This is a genomic window from Streptomyces sp. SAS_272 (assembly GCF_052543235.1).
Window position 1 is genome coordinate 1 of sequence record NZ_JBMNDR010000079.1, and the last position, 16,207, is coordinate 16,207.

Here is a 16,207-nt window from a genome sequence, read left to right on the forward strand (position 1 = left end):
CCCCCCCCCCCCCCCCCCCCCCCCCCCCCCCCCCCCCCCCCCCCCCCCCCCCCCCCCCCCCCCCCCCCCCCCCCCCCCCCCCCCCCCCCCCCCCCCCCCTCCCCCGTGCCCCGAGGATCCCCCGTCGATCCCCGAGGCGTCCCCCGTCGATCCCTGTGCTTCCCCCCAAGGGCCGGTGTTCCCCCGGTGGCCCTTCCCCCTTGAGAGTCCGCAGGTGCGCCCCTGATACACCCCCTGCGGGAAAAAGTCCCCCGGACCGGGATCCGGGGGACTTTCACGGCCGTGGGGGAGGCTTCGGCCGGGCTCCTCGGCTCTCGCCGGGAGGCTCAGCCGGTGAAGCCGGCCGTGATGGAGGTGAACTGCCAGGTGCTCTGGCTGATGCCGGAGCAGTTGCTCACCACGCCCCCGCCCGGGCACGGCCGGTCGCGGTTGACGGCCCAGTAGGCGAGCCGGGCGATGTGGTGGGCGTCGGCCCAGTCCCGGACCTGGGTCCAGATCGCCGGGGTGGTGTTCTCCTGCTGGTCGGACAGGCCGTTCATGCCCGAGACGCCGATGTGGGCGTAGGCGGTCGCGTCGTCCCAGCCGAAGGTGGACTTCAGCTTGTTCTTCAGGCCCTCGGTGGCGTTCACGGTGTTGCCGTACATGTCCGAGCCGCCGCCGAAGTCGAACGGCATGACGGTGAAGACGTCGATGTCGGCGCCGAGGGACTTGGCCTGCTCGACGAGGCGGTTGCCGTAGTACGTCGGCCCGGTGGTCGACGTCCCGAAGGTGACGATGGTCTTCAGGCCGGGGTTGTCGGCCTTCACGGTCTTCAGGGCGGTGAGGATCCGTGCCTGCACGGCCTCGTTCTCGAACTCGTCTGTGTTCTCGATGTCCATGTCGATCGCCTTGAGCGAGTAGGCGTCGATCACCTTCTGCAGGGCGCCCGCGAGCGCGCTCGCCGAGGAGCAGTTGGCGCCGAGCTTGCTGCCCTGCCAGCCGCCGAACGAGGGCACGATGTCACCGCCCGCGGAGCGGATCTGGTCGATGACGCTCTGGTCGACCCCGCCGGCCAGCGGCCGGTTGCCGTCCCACATGGGGTTGCAGCCGCCGCCGTCCAGGACGAACGCCATGGTGAACCACTTGACGCCGGTCGCGTTCATCACCGTGGTCACGTTCGGCGGATCTCCCCACCCTTCGAACAGGTAGGGCGCGGCCTGCTTGAACCCGGTGCCGCCGCCCCCGCCCGCGCTGGTCGTGACGGACACGGAGTCGGAGGCCGCCGAGGTGTTCCCGGCGGCGTCGCGCGCCTTCACGGTGAAGGTGTACCCCGTGCTCGGGGACAGCCCGCTGACCGTGGCGGCCGTGCCGGAGACGGTGAGCGCCTTCGCGGACCCGCGGTAGACGTCGTAGGACGTGACGCCGACGTTGTCGGTCGCGGCGTTCCAGGACAACGACACGCTGGAGGACGTCCTGCCGGTCGAGGTGAGCCCGCCGGGCGCGGTGGGGGCCTGCGTGTCCGTGCCGCCCCCGCCGCCGGGCCCGTCGAGGCTGACGTCGTCCGCTTGATAGGCGCCCTGGGCGTACCAGCCGTGGACGTAGATGGTGGCGCTGGTCTGCGAGGCCCCGGTGGTGAAGGGCACCGACAGCCGGCTGTACGCCGAGGGCGACGACGTCCAGGTGGAGGGGCCGCCGTCGACGCCGAGGTAGACGTAGGAGCCGCGCACCCAGCCGGTCAGCGCGTAGGCGGTGTTCGGCCGGACGGAGACGGTCTGGCTGCACTTGGCGTTGTCGCCCGAACTCACCGCCCCCATGAGGGCTTTGGATCCGCTGTGGGTGGGCGAGGAGACGACGGAGCCGAGGTTGCCCGTACAGGACCAGGGCGAGAGGGCGCCCGACTCGAATCCGGGGTTGGTGAGGACGTTGGCCGCCTGGGCGGTGCCCGGCAGGGCCACGGCGCCGGCGAGGGCGAGCCCGGCGGTGCCGAGCAGGGCGAGGAAGCGACGCCATGGGCGTCCGAGGGGTGTGCTGCGCACGCGATCTCCCTGAAGGAATGGGGGTGTTCGGGAGTGCAGGGGAGTGCAGGGGGTGCGCAACAAAGTTGGTATGGACCAATCCGCCTGTCAAGACAACGGGCGGGATTGGTCCATACCGGTGGGCGATATATCCGTTCGGGGCTGTCTAGGGCGTGTTTCGAAACACGCCCTACAGCGGCAGCGCCTGCGCCGCCGGCGCGACCTCGACGGAGTCGGCCGGGGCGGGCATGGCCGGCAGGAGCGGCTCGGCCGCCACCTCGTCCATGCGCTGGTGCGGCAGCGTCACCGCGCGCAGCGGCCGCGGGCCCGACACCACCGTGTAGTCCTGTCCCAGGAACGGCGGCACGACCTCGCCAGGCTCCTCGCCGAGCGCCAACTGCACGGCTGCCCAGGGGGCGTTGACCCCGCACTGGGACAGCTGGTGCAGTCCGCCGGCCGGGCGGGTGTTGACGTCCATCAGGACCGGGCGGTCGCCGAACATCCGGAACTGGATGTTGGACAGGTAGTGCAGCCCGAAGCCCTCGGCGATGAGCCGCGCCGGCTCCAGCCACTGCTCGTGCAGGGTGAAGCCCCGCCGGCGGCCGTTCTTCGTCCGGCCGATGGCCATCCGCACGACGTTGTCGGGGCCGGTGAGGCAGTCCACGGACACCTCCGGCTGCTCCAGGCGCGGCATGACGAGCCAGTCGACCTGCTCCCCGTCCTGCTCCTGTGCCTGCTTCAGCACCTCGACCACCGAGTCCAGTTGGACGTACGGGCTCGGGAAGCCGGTGAGGTGCTCCAGCGAGAAGGGCGCCCGGGTGATCATCCGGAAGCCGACCCCGCCCGCGCCGGACGCCGGCTTGAAGCACGGCTTGTGCCCCGCGCCCTCCAACTCCTCGACGGCGGCCACGAGTTCGTCTGCCGACCGGATCCGGTACCACGGCGGCACGGGCACGCCGATCGCCTGCACGGCCTCGTACGCGATCACCTTGTCGTGGAAGACGGCGACGGCCTCCGGCGGCGGCGCCAGCAGCGCGGTGCCGACCGCCTCGAAGTCGGCGCGGTGCGCCACGATCGCCGACTGGTGCAGCCGGGGCACGAAGACGTCGATGCCGCGGCGCCGGCACTGGGCCAGCGCGTACTCGACGTACGCGGCCGGGGAGAGGCCCTCCGGCTCGAGCTCGGCGGTGTCGGCGGCGGCCAGCACGGGGGAGTCGGCGTCACCGTGCGTGGCGTGGATCTCGACGGCACGGTCGCTGGGATTTCGTCGCAGCTGATCCGTGAAGAACACGTTCTCCGCGTACGTGCGGTTGAGCCAGACGCGTACGCGAGAGACCATGCGAGGCCGCCTTTCACGGTTCGCGGGCAGGGCGAAGCAGGCCCGGCCCGGGCAGGGGGAATGGTGGGTCACCAAACCGCCCTGCGGAAGGGACGTCCATGGCGGTGGTGTTGGGGCGATCATACGGCTTCCCGGGGGTGCCGCGTGCAACGCGGGTGTTACGGAATTCCCGATCTTGTTCACGTGAGGCGCCCGGTCCGGTAATGGGGAGCTCCGGCGCAGGTGGAGCCTGGTGGCGGCCCCGCGGACGACGTGATCCGACCTTGTACCGGGGCCGCGAATGTGTTCTCGTGGGCACACTGGTGTGTGCATGTGGATACGGAGCGTGGGCTCCTGAGCGGGGGTACGAAGTGACGTCGACGGCCGGTGCCGCCGGGCGACTCCTGGCCATCAGCGATCTGCACATCGGCTATGCGGAGAACCGGGCGCTCGTCGAGGCCATGGTCCCGGAGACCGACGAGGACTGGCTGCTCGTCGCAGGCGACGTCTCGGAGAGCACCGACGACATCCGCTGGGCGCTGAAGACCCTCGCGAGCCGCTTCCGCAAGGTCGTCTGGGCCCCCGGCAACCACGAGCTGTGGACGTACCCCACGGATCCGGTCACCCTGCGCGGAGTCGCCCGCTACGAGCACCTGGTGGACCTCTGCCGCGACCTGGGCGTGACGAGCCCCGAGGATCCCTACCCCGTGTGGGAGGGACCCGGCGGCCCGGTCGCCGTCGCGCCGCTCTTCCTGCTGTACGACTACTCGTTCCTGCCGGCCGGCTGCACGACCAAGGAGGAGGGGCTGGCCTACGCGGAGGGCACGGGCATCGTCTGCAACGACGAGTACCTGCTGCACCCCGACCCGTATCCGAGCCGCGAGGCCTGGTGCCGGGCCCGGGTCGCCGCGACCGAACGGCGGCTCGCCGCGATCCCGGCGGACCTGCCGACGGTCCTCGTCAACCACTACCCGCTGCACCGTCACCCCATGGACATCCTGTGGCACCCCGAGTTCGCCATGTGGTGCGGCACCGCCCTCACCGCGGACTGGCACCGGCGGTTCCGCGTCGAGGCCATGGTCTACGGCCACCTGCACATCCCGCGCACGACCCGGCAGGACGGCGTCCGCTTCGAGGAGGTGTCGGTGGGCTACCCCCGCGAATGGCGCAAGCGGTCGCAGCAGCCGGGCCGCCTGCGGCGCATCCTGCCCCGGGAGGCCGAGGTCTCGTGATCGACGAACTGTTGCCCGCTTCCGTGGTCGTGGTGGAGGCGTTCGGCGAGGAGGGCGTCCGGGAGTTCGGGAACACGCCGCTGTACCCGCAGGAGGCGGCGCTGCTGGTCCGCGCGGTCGACAAGCGGCGCCGCGAGTTCACCGTCGTCCGCGGCTGCGCCCGGCGCGCCATGGAGAAGCTCGGGGTGCCCGCGCAGCCCGTGCTGCGCGGCGAGCGCGGCGCGCCGTGCTGGCCGGACGGTGTCACGGGCAGCATGACGCACTGCGCGGACTACTCGGCGGCGGCCCTGGCGCGGTCCGTGGACCTGGCCTCGCTCGGGGTCGACGCCGAACCGAACGGGCCGCTGCCCGAGGGAGTCCTGCCCGCCATCGCCCGGCCCGAGGAGCTGGCGCGGCTCGAGCGGCTGGCCGCGCACCGTCCCGACGTCCACTGGGACAGGCTCCTGTTCAGCGCCAAGGAGTCCGTCTACAAGGCGTGGTTCCCCCTCACCCGTAAGTGGCTGGACTTCGGCGAGGCCGACATCGACCTCTGCGCCGACGCGGGCCTCACCCCCGTCGCCGCCGGACCGGCCGCGGGAGCGCAGGGCGCGTTCCGGGCCCGCCTGCTGGTCCCCGGGCCGGTGGTCGGCGGGCGCCGGGTCGAGTACTTCGACGGCCGCTGGGCCGTGCGGCGCGGGCTGGTGGCCACGGCCGTCACGGTGCCGCACCGCTGAGGCGGCCGCCCGCGGTCATCTGCCGGGGCACCAGCTGTGCAGCAGCCGGAAGAACTCCTCCTCGTTGCCGGCCAGCCCCGCGTCCGCCAGCGCCTGCTCGGCCTCGGCCAGGACGGCGGGCGGCACCACCGGGGGCAGCCGGTCGTGCGGGGGACGGGAGGCGCCGACGCGCCCACCGCCGTCCTCGTCGCCGAAGGCGGCGCGCACGGTGTGCAGCAGCCGGAGGTAGGCCTGGACGGCGGTGCGTTCGCGGTCGGTCAGTACGGCAGTGGGCATCGGTCGGCTCTCCCCGTGTCGGCGTCGTCGTCTGCCACGCGCCCCCACGGCGCGTACGCCACCGTGCGGCGACGCACCCCCAGCTTGCCGCCCACCACTGACAATCCGGCGGGCCTCCACGCCGGTTCGCCCGCTCAGCGCAGCCGCCGCACTGGCGCAACCACGTTCGGGAAACGGCTCCTGAGCTGTGTGAAAGGCCCTCGCGCGGGCTGCCGCCGGACCGGATCGGGACGGGGCGCGCCGAGGTCCGTCACCTCACGAACGCGCCCGGCGCGCGCCCCCCGATCGCGCCGCCGCTCAGTTCTGCGGGCCCAAGTACCCGAGCGAGGCCTCGATACGGCCCGCCAGGTGGTCGCGCTGACCGCGGCCCCGAGGGGACGATCCCGGCAGCCAGGTGCGGCACTTGCTGGCCAGCAGCAGACCGAAGGTCTCGGCCTGCCGTTCGTCGGCCAGGTCGAAACGGGTGCGCGCCGCCACGCTGCGCACCGTCGCCCGCAGGTCCGCTCCGTCGCTGAGTAAACGTGCCGCGACCGCGGCGCCCTCGACGTGCTGGCTGCAGTGCCCGGCCTTCATGTGCCACAGCTCGTGTCCCAGGATCACCAACTGGTGGTCGGGCGCGGTGCGTTCCTCGATGACGACGAGGTCCTGGTCGGCCATGTCGAGCCACAGCCCGCTGGCCGTGTCCGCGGGGAAGGGGGCCATCCGGAAGTGCACGGGGCGGCCACGCCGTCTGCTCATCCCGTCGCACAGGGCGGCGTACAGGTCGGCCGGCGGGGCGGGGGCCGGGAGGGTCAGCTCCGAGACCAGTTCGCCGCTGAGCCGGCGCATTTCCTTCGCGATGCTCACGCTTCTCCCCCGGATCACGACTCGGGCCGCTTCACGCTCTCCAGGAGCATGTCCAGCCACTCGGCGACCTTGTCGCGGTGCTGGTCGGTGGGCAGCTGAGCGGCACGCCAGGCGATCCCGCGCACGCCGTGGTCCTGCAGCAGCCGCTCCAGCGGGTCCTCGGCGGCCGCGGCCGCCTCCCGGGCGGCGAGCTTCTGCAGCAGCTCCTGCTCGGTGTGCTGCAACGCCCCCGCGAGCGCCTCGGGGTCCTCCGCGGTGAGGAAGCCCGCGTGCACGCGGAAGAAGCGCTGAAGGGCGTCGCAGTGCTCCATCGTGGGACGCCGGTCGCCGTTGATGAGGGCGCCCGCCTGCTGGCGCGACATGCCCGCGCCGTCGGCGATCTCCTGCTGGGTGTACTTGCGGCCGTTCGGCTTGAGCCGCGTACGGCGCAGCAGGTCCAGGCGCTGCAGGAAGCGGGCCTGCACATCGGGCTCGCCGGCCGGCCGGCCGCTGAGCAGGGCCCTGACCACGGGCTCGGGGACACCGGAGGCGACGGACAGCCGTCCGGTGCCGAAGACCTCCGCGTGCGCCACACCGAGCCGGTCGGCGAGCGCGGCGACACGGGCGACGACGGCCGACAGCAGCACCGTCGCCGTGGCGCCCGGAACCTCGAAGCCATCCTCCGCCACCGACAGGTCTCCTAGGTCTCTCACGTCCCTCGCACCGGGACACGCTCATCGGCACAGACGGTCGCCGTGAACTTGTGGAGAGTAGCGGGTGTTTCGAACTCACATCCAGGTCTCGCCACAACTGTGGCCAATTTCAGCCGTCAACGAGCATGGAATGCCACGATAGTTGACATGACTGCGCCTCGGCAGCAGGATCGGGGCGCCGCGTGAAGGCCGCATAGGCAAGAGGGGTGACCTCCCGATGGCATATCAGGCAGGTGGGCAGCGGTCCGTACCGCGTCCCGTCCCCGAAGGACCCGAGGCCCAGGCGTATCTGCAGGACTGCGCCGTCTACCTGGAGGCCGTCCCCTTCCCGTCCGTCGTGGTCGACCATCGCTGGGACGTGGTGCAGTCCAACGCTGCTTTCGCGTCACTTTTCCGTGCGGTGGGCCCGCACCCGACGGCCCAGCCGGGCGACAACTTCCTGCGCTTCGTGCTGTTCCATCCCGACGCGCCCTCGGTGCTCGGCGACCACGAGGCCGGCTGGTGCCTGCCGATGCTCGCCGGTTTCGCGGCCGCCGTGGAGCGGCACGGTCACGACCACGGCCTGCTGGCCATCCGCCGTGAGATCGCCCAGGACCCGATCATGGAGGCCGCCTACCGGTACGGCCTGCCGCACTGGATCCGCGCGGTCGGCGAGGGGGCCGCGGAGCACGACGGGGCGGTCCGCCCGCTCGTGCATCCCGACCCGCGCTGGGGCGCCACGGACTGCCGCATCGTCGAGGACACCCCGAGGGCCCTGCGGGACATGGGGTACACGCGGCTGACGATGGTGCTGCGCGAGGCGCGTCCCGCCCCGACCGCCCGCAGGACGCGCGCCGTGCGCCGCACCGCCAGCCACCTCAGCGTGGTGCCTGCCGCCGAGGCCTGACGCCCCCTGCGGGGCCGGGCGTCCCGCGGGTCACAGGTCCAGGACCAGTTTCCTCCCCCGGCATCGGGACACACAGATCATCATGGTCTCCCCGGCCTCCCGCTCCTCGGCGGTGAGCACCGAGTCGCGGTGCTCCGGCACGCCCTCCAGCACATCGGTCTCACAGGTGCCGCAGGTGCCCTCGGTGCAGGAGAAGAGCACCTCGACACCGGCCGCGCGCACCGCGTCCAGCACGGACACGTCCGGCGCGACCGTCACCGTGCGGCCGCTCTGCCTGAGCTCGACCTCGAACTCGGCCTCCGTGCCCGCGGGTCGCTCCTTGGCCTGGAACCGCTCGACGTGCAGCGCCCCGGCCGGGCAGCGCTCCTCCACCGCGTCCAGCAGGGGACCGGGGCCGCAGCAGTAGACGAGGGCGTCCTCGGGCAGTTCGTCGAGCACCGAGGCGAGGTCCAGCAGACCGGTCTCGTCCTGAGGCGCGACCGTGACCCGCTCCCCGTACCGCGCCAACTCCTCGGTGAACGCCATGGATTCGCGGGTACGGCCCCCGTACAGCAGACGCCACTCGGCGCCCGCCGCCTCGGCCGCCGCCAGCATCGGCAGGACGGGCGTGATCCCGATGCCGCCCGCGATGAACCGGTAGCGGGCCGCCGGGCGCAGGGCGAAGTGGTTGCGCGGACCGCGCACCCGGATCTTGTCGCCCTGCCTCACCTCCTCGTGCACATGGGCCGACCCGCCCCGCCCGGCCGGCTCGCGCAGCACCGCGATCCGCCAGGCGCTCCGGTCGGCCGGGTCGCCGCAGAGCGAGTACTGCCGCTCCAGCCCCGGCCCGAGGACCACGTCGACGTGGGCCCCGGGCTCCCAGGCCGCGAGCGGCTCGCCCAGCGGGTGGCGCAGGGTGAGGGCGAGTACGCCGTCGGCCGCGGACTCGCGCCGTTCGACGATGAGTTCGACTTCGTGGACGTCACTCATGAGGTGCTTCCTCAGGCGGCTCGTGCCCCTCGGGGGCGGATGCGTGCGGTGTGTGACCCTCGGGATGGGCGAGCATCCACTCCCACATCTGCACCGGGTCCTGTGCGGTGTGCTCGGCTCCGCAGTGGCAGGTGCCGTGCAGGACGTCGGTGCCCGGCAGCCAGTCGATGCGGTAGACCTCGCCGGTGGGGCTGCTCACAGGACCTGCTCCACCGGCTTGTCGCCCTCCTCCACCAGCCGGGCGAGGATGCGGCGGGCGGCGAGTCCGCCGGTGTCGATGTTGATGCTCAGCTCCTGGTAGCCCGACCGCTCCGAACCCAGCGTCCGCTGCAGGAGGTTGAGGGCGTCGACGTCCTGCATGACCACCGTGTGGTTGTTGCCCCGCAGGAACTCGGTGACCTCGTCGTCGTCCGTCGCCCAGTCCCGCGAGACCATCCAGAAGTCGTACACCTTGCCGTCGGCGGAGGGGGTGATCGCGTACGTGATCTCGGTGTGGAACCCGTTCGGGTCGCTCCCGTCCGCCTCCGGCAGCACGCCCACCGGCGCGATGCGGCTGTGCAGCAGATACAGGCACGGCGCGTGGTACTCGATGTCCTGCCACCGGGTGATCCGCCCCGCGATCCCGGTCGAACGGGCGTAGAAGGGCGGGCACTCGGCGTCGTCCATGTGCCGGCTCACCCGCACGATCCCGGCGCCCTCGTCGACCTCGGTGGTGATCGGCGTCTCCGCGACCTCGGGGGTGCCGATGTATCCGCCGTGCAGATACGTCTCGTGGGACAGGTCGAGGAGGTTGTCGACGAGCAGCCCGTAGTCCGCGTCGATCGGCTCCATGCCGCGCACGGTCGTCCAGCCGGGGGCGTCGAGGTGGCGGGCGCGCGGGACGGTCTGCGGATCGGCGAGCGCCGGGTCGCCGATCCACACCCACACCAGGGAGTCCTGCTCGACGACCGGGTAGGCGGTGACCCGGGCGGTGCGCGGGATGCGCTTCTGCCCCGGCACGTACACACAGGCGCCGGTCGTGTCGTAGGTGAACCCGTGGTAGCCGCACACGATCCGGTCGCCGTCGAGCCGGCTCTCGGAGAGCGGGAACCGGCGGTGCACACACCGGTCGTGCAGCGCGACCGGCGTGCCGTCCTCCTCGGTCCGGTAGAAGACCAGCGGCTCCCCGAGGACCGTCCGCCCGAGCAGCTCCTCGCGGCCGACCTCGTGACTGTAGGCGGCGACGTACCACTGGTTCCTGGCGAATGCGGTGGTGTGAGGCATGGGGTTCCCGTCCCTGTCGGCGGGGCGCCGTCGCCCCGCGTGCCGTGGTTGGACTCAGGGTCCTGACGACGGCGACCGCTGGGCAAGGCGGCTTCTGCCAGACGGAAGCACTTTCGTGGAAGAGCTGGTCGGAGCGTCTGTTCCGGCTGTCGACGTTCAGCTCCGCGGACGGCGGAGCGGCGCCACCCGAGACGACACTCGGGCCCTCGACCTGGCCGGCCTCCGTCGCCCGCAACAAGGTGGTCCGCCGTCTCCGTCGGCGGACCACCTGGGAAGACCGATGCTAGAAATTGTATTTGTTGATGTTCTTGGCGGTGAAGGCGGTCGGATCACCCAGATTGACGACGCCATTTTTTCCGAGCACGAAGAGCTGCCCGCCCATGCCTCGGAGACCTTGCCCCTCCCGTCCTGTGATCTGCCCAGAGGCAAGGGACTCCGCGGTCCACGCCGCGAGTTTTCCGAGTTCGCTGGGATCCCAGAGCTCAAAACTCTCGACAGTGCCGTCCTTGACGTACTCCCGCATGCCATTGGGCGTTCCCAGACCCGTCAGCTTGACCTTGCCCTTGGAAGGTGATTGTGACAGGTACTTGGCGGCAGAGGTGATGCCGACAGAGGTCGGAGCAATGATCCCCTTGAGGTTCGGGTACTTCTTGAGGAGACTCCCGGTGAGGGTGTAGGACTTATCGGAATCGTCGTCGCCGTAGACGACGGTGACCAGTTTGATGCTCGAGTAACGTGGGTCGGTGTCGAGGTCTTCCTTCATGTACTTGATCCAGTTGTTCTGGTTCGTCGCACTCTCGGAAGCGCTGAGGATCGCTATGTCGCCCTTGTAGTCGATCTGCTGCGCCAGCGACAGGACCATCGGAAAGGTCAACTGATCCGGGTCGGCAGGTGAGACGAAGGCGTTACGGCACTCGGGGCGTGTGTCGGAGTCGTACGTGACCACCGGGATGCCCTTGCCCATCGCGTGCTTGAGCGCGCCGCAGAGAGCGTCGGGGTCCTGCGCGGAGACGACTATGGCATCGACTCCCTCGTCGGTGAGCTGGTTTATGTATTTCACCTGCCCTGCTGTGTCGGTACTGTCAGAAGTGCCGACCTCTTTGTATGTCGAGCCGAGCTTCTCGACGACTTCTCTGCCACCTTTGCTCGCGGCTGCAAAATAGAGGTTCCCTCCCAACTGCTTCGGGACGAAGGCGATCGTCATCGCCGTCTTTATGGGATCCAGGGGATAGCCTCTTCTTGCGGTGGTGGGGTTCGTCGGCGCAGCGCTCTTGGGCTCTTCATTCTCACTGCCGCACGCGGCGGTGAGGAGCGTGAGCGGGACAATGGCGGCGAGCGCCGATACCGTCCGGCGTGTCATGACATTGTTCAAAACACTTCTCTTTCCTCGAGGCGGGGGAGTGGAGCTGGACGAGCAGCCTCCCCGGCACTCCCGGCAGCTGTGCATCGACGAGACGTCCCGGCATGACACCCGGAAGGGTCTGGATCAGGGGGCGAGCCCAAGAGCTGAGGAGATCGGGGCGTTGAGATCTTTCGATGCCGGCACAGAGCCGATGCCTCGGCTCTGCCTGGCTCGGCTCACAGCGAGGCGGAGGGGCGATCGACGTGCTCTCCAGCCCCTGGGCGGCGCCGGCCTCTGACGGACGAGATGCAGGACTCGCGCGCTAGTCCATGTCGCCGATGCGACCGGACCCGCCCGACCGCTGAGCGGAAGCGGCAGCGGCAGCGAAGGGTTCGCGGTCTGACGGAGGACCCGGACGGCTCGTCCTCGGCGGCCGTAACCTGCCCGCCGCGACCGATTGAATGCTTTCAACTTGCATAAATCGGGACCTTAGGGCTTCCCCCTGTGACCGTCAACCACCTGTACAGTCTGAATTTTCCGCAAAATTCGGTCATGATTCTGCCTTGTGAATCGATTCAATCCAGGCGGGATGCACCCGCCGCCCGCCATCCTCCCCGCGCTCCTCGTCGACGTGCCCTCATTCGCCGCCGCGGCCAACTCCCGTGACCGCTCTGCGTTCTTCTTGGTGTCGCAGCCTCGGTGAGGCGTCCGGACGGGACGAGGACCGGCTGTCATTTGCCTTCCGGCCTGTCTCCGGGGCCCGTGGCGGCCGCGTCCTCCCGGTCACGCATGCGTCCGGTTCGGCCCGCGCCGGGGAAGTGCCTGATCGGTCTGTCTCGCCTTCGGTGGTGACGACGAGTCGTCTGCCCGGGAGGACCCGACTGCCGCCGTTGGCGGGAGGCTTGGCCGTACCCCTCAGTCGTGCGCAGGAAATGCCGACGGGCTCTCGGGCACCGGATCGCGGGGGCTGGTCAGGTCCCGGTGGGGGCGGGATAGTGTGCCCCGGTGACCACGCATTCGAACACGCCTGCAGGCTGGTATCCCGATCCGCACGGGGCGGCCCAGACCCTGCGTTACTGGGACGGCGCCCAGTGGACCGAGCAGACCCATGCCGACGGCAAGGGCGGCGCCGCCCCGCAGATACCGCAGCAGGCGGGGCCCGACGCCCGGGTCCAGCGCCAGGTGCAGCAGCAGGCCGGGGTCGCGCCGAGCGGCCCCGGCGGCGGCTCCCTGTTCAGCGAGCCGGTGCTGGTGGTGAACCAGAAGGCGAAGCTGATCGAGCTCACCAACGAGTACAAGGTGATGGACCAGCAGGGCAACCAGCTCGGCTCGGTGGTCCAGGTCGGCCAGAGCACGCTGCGCAAGATCGTGCGCTTCCTGGCAAGCATCGACCAGTACCTGACGCAGCGGCTGGAGATCCGCGACGCCCACGGGCAGCCGGTGCTGCTGCTGACCCGTCCGGCGAAGATCTTCAAGTCGCGAGTGCTGGTGACCCGGCCCGACGGACAGCCGGTCGGCGAGATCGTCCAGCAGAACGTCTTCGGCAAGATCAACTTCGCGATCAACGCGGACGGCCGGCAGGTCGGCGCCATCAAGGCGGAGAACTGGCGGGCGTGGAACTTCGCGATCGTCGACCACGCGGACAACGAGGTCGCCCGGATCACCAAGACCTGGGAAGGCCTCGCCAAGACGATGTTCACCACCGCGGACAACTATGTCCTGCAGATCCACTACCAGCTGCCCGAGCCGCTGTTGAGCCTCGTCGTGGCCACCGCCCTGACCGTGGACACCGCCCTCAAGCAGGACGCGCGCGGTCTGGGCTGACGCCCTCCCGCGCACCGGTGGCGTTCGCCCGGAGGCGCGGGCGGCGCTCGCCCGGAACATCGGGTGGCACCCTCCTGGAGGGCGCCACCCGATCCGGAGCTACAGCGGGGTGAGGTGCTCCGGGCCGGTCGTCGGCCGGGGCAGCAGCGCCGGTTCGGCGGACGCCGTCTCCGGCCTCAGCGCCAGCACCGCCGCCACCGGGTGCTCCTCGTCCGTGACGGCCGCCGGGTGTGGTGCGGCCCGGGACAGCAGCACCACGCCCCGCCCCGCGAGCCCGGCTCCCGCGAGGGCGAGGAGCATCCCCGCGAGCCCGCCCTGGAGCCGTTCGCCGAGGAGTGCGAGGCCGATCGCCGCAGCGGCCACCGGATTGGCGAGGGTCACCATCGCCAGCGGGGCGCCGAGACCGTCCCGGTAGGCCGTCTGCGACAGCAGCAGTCCGCCCGTCGCGAAGGCCGCGACCAGCAGCGCCACCCCGATCACCTGCATGCTCAGCAGCGAGCCCGACCGGTCCGTCGCGGCCACCGTCACCGTCTGGGTGAGTGCCGAGGCGACGCCCGAGGCGAAGCCGGACGCGGTCGCGTGCCGCAGCCCGGGACGGGCGCCGCGCCGGGCCAGCAGCCCGATCAGCGCGGCCGTCGCCCCCGCCACGGCCACCGCCTCCGGCCCGCTCAGGACGTCCTCGGGGGCCGGCCCCGAGGCGGTGACCAGGATCGCGGCCAGGCCGGCCAGGGTGAGGGCGGTGCCCCGCCACTCGGCGGCGTCGACGCGGCGTCCTGCGACCCGTGCGCCCATCGGCACCGCCGCCACCAGGGTGAGCGCGCCGAGCGGCTGCACCACGGTGAGCGGGCCGTACTTCAGAGCCACGACGTGCAGCAGCGCGGCGGCGGCGTTCAGCCCCACCGAGCACCACCAGGCCCCGTTGCCGAGCAGGCGGACCAGGCCCGAACCGGGGTGCCGGGAGGCGAGCCGCTCCTGGGCGACCGCGGCGGCCGCGTACGCGACGGCCGAGAACAGGGAGAGGACGACGGCGACCAGGGTGGCGTTCATCGGCCCGCTCCGGCCAGGACCGGCTGCTCGGCCGGGACGTGGGCGCGCTTGCCGGGTGCGACCGTGCCGGCCGTGCCGGCCGTGCGCCGGGGTACGGGGATCAGCGCAAGCGCCACACCGAGCAGGGCGGCGGCGGCGAGCGCGTCGAGCCAGTAGTGGTTGGCCGTGCCCACGATCACCAGCAGGGTGAGCAGCGGGTGCAGCAGCCACAGCCACCGCCACCGTGACCGGGTGGCGACGATCAGGCCGATCGCCACCATCAGCGCCCAGCCGAAGTGCAGCGAGGGCATCGCCGCGAACTGGTTCGACAGGTGGTCCGTCCGCGGCGGACCGTAGACCGAGGGTCCGTACACGCGCGCGGTGTCCACCAGGCCTGTCGTCGCCAGCATCCGCGGCGGGGCGAGCGGGAACGTCAGATGCAGCACCAGGGCGGCGGCGGTCACCGCGGCCAGCACCCGCCGCGCCCATGTGTAGTGCGCCGGACGCCGCAGGTACAGCCAGACCAGGAAGGCCAGGGTGGCCGGGAAGTGCACGGTCGCGTAGTAGGCGTTCGCGGCTTCGGCCAGGCCGTCGCCGTGCAGCAGCAGGGACTGCACCGAGCCCTCGCCGGGCAGGTGCAGCCACCGCTCGGCGTGCCAGACGTCCCGGGCGTCGCGGAAGGCCTCGCCGGTGTGGCCCGCGGCCAGTTGCCGGCCGAGTTTGTAGACGACGAAGAGACCTGCGACGAGCAGGAGCTCTCGGACTACGGGCGGCCTCGCCGGTGTGACCGGCTCCGCTTCTGCAGGCTCGGTGCGGGCATTCATCCCCCGGCCCCTTCGCTGACGTGGTGCGTGTGAGGTGGTGCTGCCGGGCGGTGGCTCGTGCATACACCATCGATACGATGTCGTACCGATACGCCAGTGTACCGATACGGATGCGTACCGGTACACTGGCGTATCGATTGATGTGCGCCACACTGGAGACCGGGCCCGACCGGAGGCCCGCACCGCCTTCGGACGGGTGCGCCCGGCGGAAGAGAATCGAGGGGACAGCGGATGACGTCGCAGGCCGCGGACGGACCGGACTCGGCCGCCGCCACGCGCCGCTCGAAGATCACTCCCGAGCGGGAACAGGAGTTCTTCGACGCCGTCCTCGACCAGGTCCGTGAATGCGGCTACGAAGCCGTCACCATGGAGGGCGTCGCGGCGAGCACCCGCTGCAGCAAGTCGACGCTCTACCGGCAGTGGAGGACCAAGCCGCAGTTCGTCGTCGCCGCCCTGCGCTCCCGCCGGCAGGCCCGGTTGACCGGCATCGACACCGGCTCGCTCGCCGGGGACCTGCGCGAGGCCGCCCAGGCCGCGGGCCGCTGGTCCACCCATGACACCGAGCTGATGCAGGCCCTCGGTCACGCGGTCACCGGCGACCAGGAGCTCGCCCGCGCGCTGCGGGAGGCGATCGTCGCCCCGGAGATCGACGCGCTCCGGGAGATCCTGCGGCGCGGGGTGGAACGCGGCGAGATCGCCGGTGACCACCCTGCGCTGGAGTACGTCCCCGCGCAGATGTTCGGGGTGATCCGCGCCCGCCCGGTCGTCGACGGGGAGTACGCGGACCAGGAGTACCTGCTGCGTTTCGTGGAGGCCGCCGTGCTGCCGGCCCTCGGTCTCGTCCCGCGCTCCGGAGGCGACCTGCCGGGGGACCGCTCCGAGGCCGGTCCGGGACCTCAAGGACCCAGGCCGCCGTCCAAGGGATGACTGGACGGCCGCCTGTATCGCGCCGCACCGTGGGGACGGGGGCGGCGCGCACCCCCCGGGGTGGGGGGGGGGGGG

The 16,207-nt window shown here is 71.4% G+C and carries 16 protein-coding genes; 5 read left to right on the forward strand and 11 right to left on the reverse strand.

Features of this window, described 5'->3' with window-relative positions:
* Nucleotides 1-326 precede the first annotated feature (326 nt).
* Both ACN6LD_RS32950 and ACN6LD_RS32955 read right to left on the reverse strand, forming a co-directional pair.
* Complete coding sequence (locus ACN6LD_RS32950) at nucleotides 327-2,015, reverse strand: fibronectin type III domain-containing protein (protein WP_445045084.1); 1,689 nt, start codon at nucleotides 2,013-2,015, stop codon at nucleotides 327-329.
* 169 nt (nucleotides 2,016-2,184) lie between these two features.
* Nucleotides 2,185-3,333 (reverse strand): ATP-grasp domain-containing protein, encoded by a 1,149-nt coding sequence (locus tag ACN6LD_RS32955; RefSeq protein ID WP_319187013.1) that lies wholly within the window; start codon nucleotides 3,331-3,333, stop codon nucleotides 2,185-2,187.
* A 350-nt stretch (nucleotides 3,334-3,683) separates the two neighbouring features.
* On the opposite strand from ACN6LD_RS32955, the gene ACN6LD_RS32960 reads away from it, so the two are divergent.
* Complete coding sequence (locus ACN6LD_RS32960; protein ID WP_319187011.1) at nucleotides 3,684-4,544, forward strand: metallophosphoesterase family protein; 861 nt, start codon at nucleotides 3,684-3,686, stop codon at nucleotides 4,542-4,544.
* Entirely contained in the window at nucleotides 4,541-5,257 is a 717-nt protein-coding gene (locus tag ACN6LD_RS32965; protein ID WP_445045085.1) for a 4'-phosphopantetheinyl transferase family protein, read from the forward strand. The genes ACN6LD_RS32960 and ACN6LD_RS32965 overlap by 4 nt, the downstream gene beginning before the upstream one ends.
* A 15-nt stretch (nucleotides 5,258-5,272) precedes the next feature.
* Here ACN6LD_RS32965 and ACN6LD_RS32970 read toward each other — a convergent pair whose 3' ends face one another.
* The 3 genes from ACN6LD_RS32970 to ACN6LD_RS32980 form a co-directional block, all read right to left on the reverse strand.
* Nucleotides 5,273-5,533, reverse strand: coding sequence for a hypothetical protein (locus ACN6LD_RS32970; protein WP_319187007.1), 261 nt, complete (start codon nucleotides 5,531-5,533; stop codon nucleotides 5,273-5,275).
* A 297-nt stretch (nucleotides 5,534-5,830) separates the two neighbouring features.
* Nucleotides 5,831-6,361 (reverse strand): hypothetical protein, encoded by a 531-nt coding sequence (locus ACN6LD_RS32975; RefSeq protein ID WP_057582786.1) that lies wholly within the window; start codon nucleotides 6,359-6,361, stop codon nucleotides 5,831-5,833.
* A gap of 32 nt (nucleotides 6,362-6,393) precedes the next feature.
* A complete protein-coding gene (locus ACN6LD_RS32980; RefSeq protein WP_057582785.1) occupies nucleotides 6,394-7,047 on the reverse strand; it encodes a helix-turn-helix domain-containing protein in 654 nt (217 codons plus the stop codon).
* 241 nt (nucleotides 7,048-7,288) lie between these two features.
* Here ACN6LD_RS32980 and ACN6LD_RS32985 point away from each other — a divergent pair, with 241 nt between their 5' ends.
* A complete protein-coding gene (locus tag ACN6LD_RS32985; RefSeq protein ID WP_319187005.1) occupies nucleotides 7,289-7,957 on the forward strand; it encodes an MmyB family transcriptional regulator in 669 nt (222 codons plus the stop codon).
* Between the two features lie 30 nt (nucleotides 7,958-7,987).
* On the opposite strand, the gene ACN6LD_RS32990 is transcribed toward ACN6LD_RS32985, so the two are convergent.
* The 4 genes from ACN6LD_RS32990 to rhaS form a co-directional block, all read right to left on the reverse strand.
* Nucleotides 7,988-8,926, reverse strand: a complete 939-nt coding sequence (locus ACN6LD_RS32990; protein ID WP_319187004.1) for a PDR/VanB family oxidoreductase — start codon at nucleotides 8,924-8,926, stop codon at nucleotides 7,988-7,990.
* Nucleotides 8,919-9,125 carry a hypothetical protein gene (locus tag ACN6LD_RS32995; protein ID WP_319187003.1) on the reverse strand — a complete coding sequence of 69 codons (207 nt, stop codon included), beginning with the start codon at nucleotides 9,123-9,125 and terminating at the stop codon, nucleotides 8,919-8,921. Before ACN6LD_RS32995 ends, ACN6LD_RS32990 begins: the two co-directional genes overlap by 8 nt.
* Nucleotides 9,122-10,189 (reverse strand): aromatic ring-hydroxylating dioxygenase subunit alpha, encoded by a 1,068-nt coding sequence (locus ACN6LD_RS33000; RefSeq protein WP_319187002.1) that lies wholly within the window; start codon nucleotides 10,187-10,189, stop codon nucleotides 9,122-9,124. Before ACN6LD_RS33000 ends, ACN6LD_RS32995 begins: the two co-directional genes overlap by 4 nt.
* 283 nt (nucleotides 10,190-10,472) lie before the next feature.
* Nucleotides 10,473-11,561 (reverse strand): rhamnose ABC transporter substrate-binding protein, encoded by a 1,089-nt coding sequence (gene rhaS, locus ACN6LD_RS33005; RefSeq protein ID WP_445045086.1) that lies wholly within the window; start codon nucleotides 11,559-11,561, stop codon nucleotides 10,473-10,475.
* 975 nt (nucleotides 11,562-12,536) lie between these two features.
* Between rhaS and ACN6LD_RS33010 the strand changes: the two genes are divergently transcribed.
* A complete protein-coding gene (locus tag ACN6LD_RS33010; RefSeq protein ID WP_319187000.1) occupies nucleotides 12,537-13,355 on the forward strand; it encodes a phospholipid scramblase-related protein in 819 nt (272 codons plus the stop codon).
* Nucleotides 13,356-13,454: 99 nt separating this feature from the next.
* On the opposite strand, the gene ACN6LD_RS33015 is transcribed toward ACN6LD_RS33010, so the two are convergent.
* Both ACN6LD_RS33015 and ACN6LD_RS33020 read right to left on the reverse strand, forming a co-directional pair.
* Nucleotides 13,455-14,402: a DMT family protein gene (locus ACN6LD_RS33015; protein WP_319186999.1), complete on the reverse strand. Its 948-nt coding sequence runs from the start codon at nucleotides 14,400-14,402 to the stop codon at nucleotides 13,455-13,457.
* Entirely contained in the window at nucleotides 14,399-15,205 is an 807-nt protein-coding gene (locus ACN6LD_RS33020; protein WP_445045087.1) for a phosphatase PAP2 family protein, read from the reverse strand. Before ACN6LD_RS33020 ends, ACN6LD_RS33015 begins: the two co-directional genes overlap by 4 nt.
* 231 nt (nucleotides 15,206-15,436) lie before the next feature.
* On the opposite strand from ACN6LD_RS33020, the gene ACN6LD_RS33025 reads away from it, so the two are divergent.
* The gene (locus ACN6LD_RS33025) at nucleotides 15,437-16,132 is read left to right on the forward strand and encodes a TetR/AcrR family transcriptional regulator (protein WP_319186997.1); all 696 of its coding nucleotides are present in this window, start codon (nucleotides 15,437-15,439) and stop codon (nucleotides 16,130-16,132) included.
* Nucleotides 16,133-16,207: the final 75 nt, after the last annotated feature.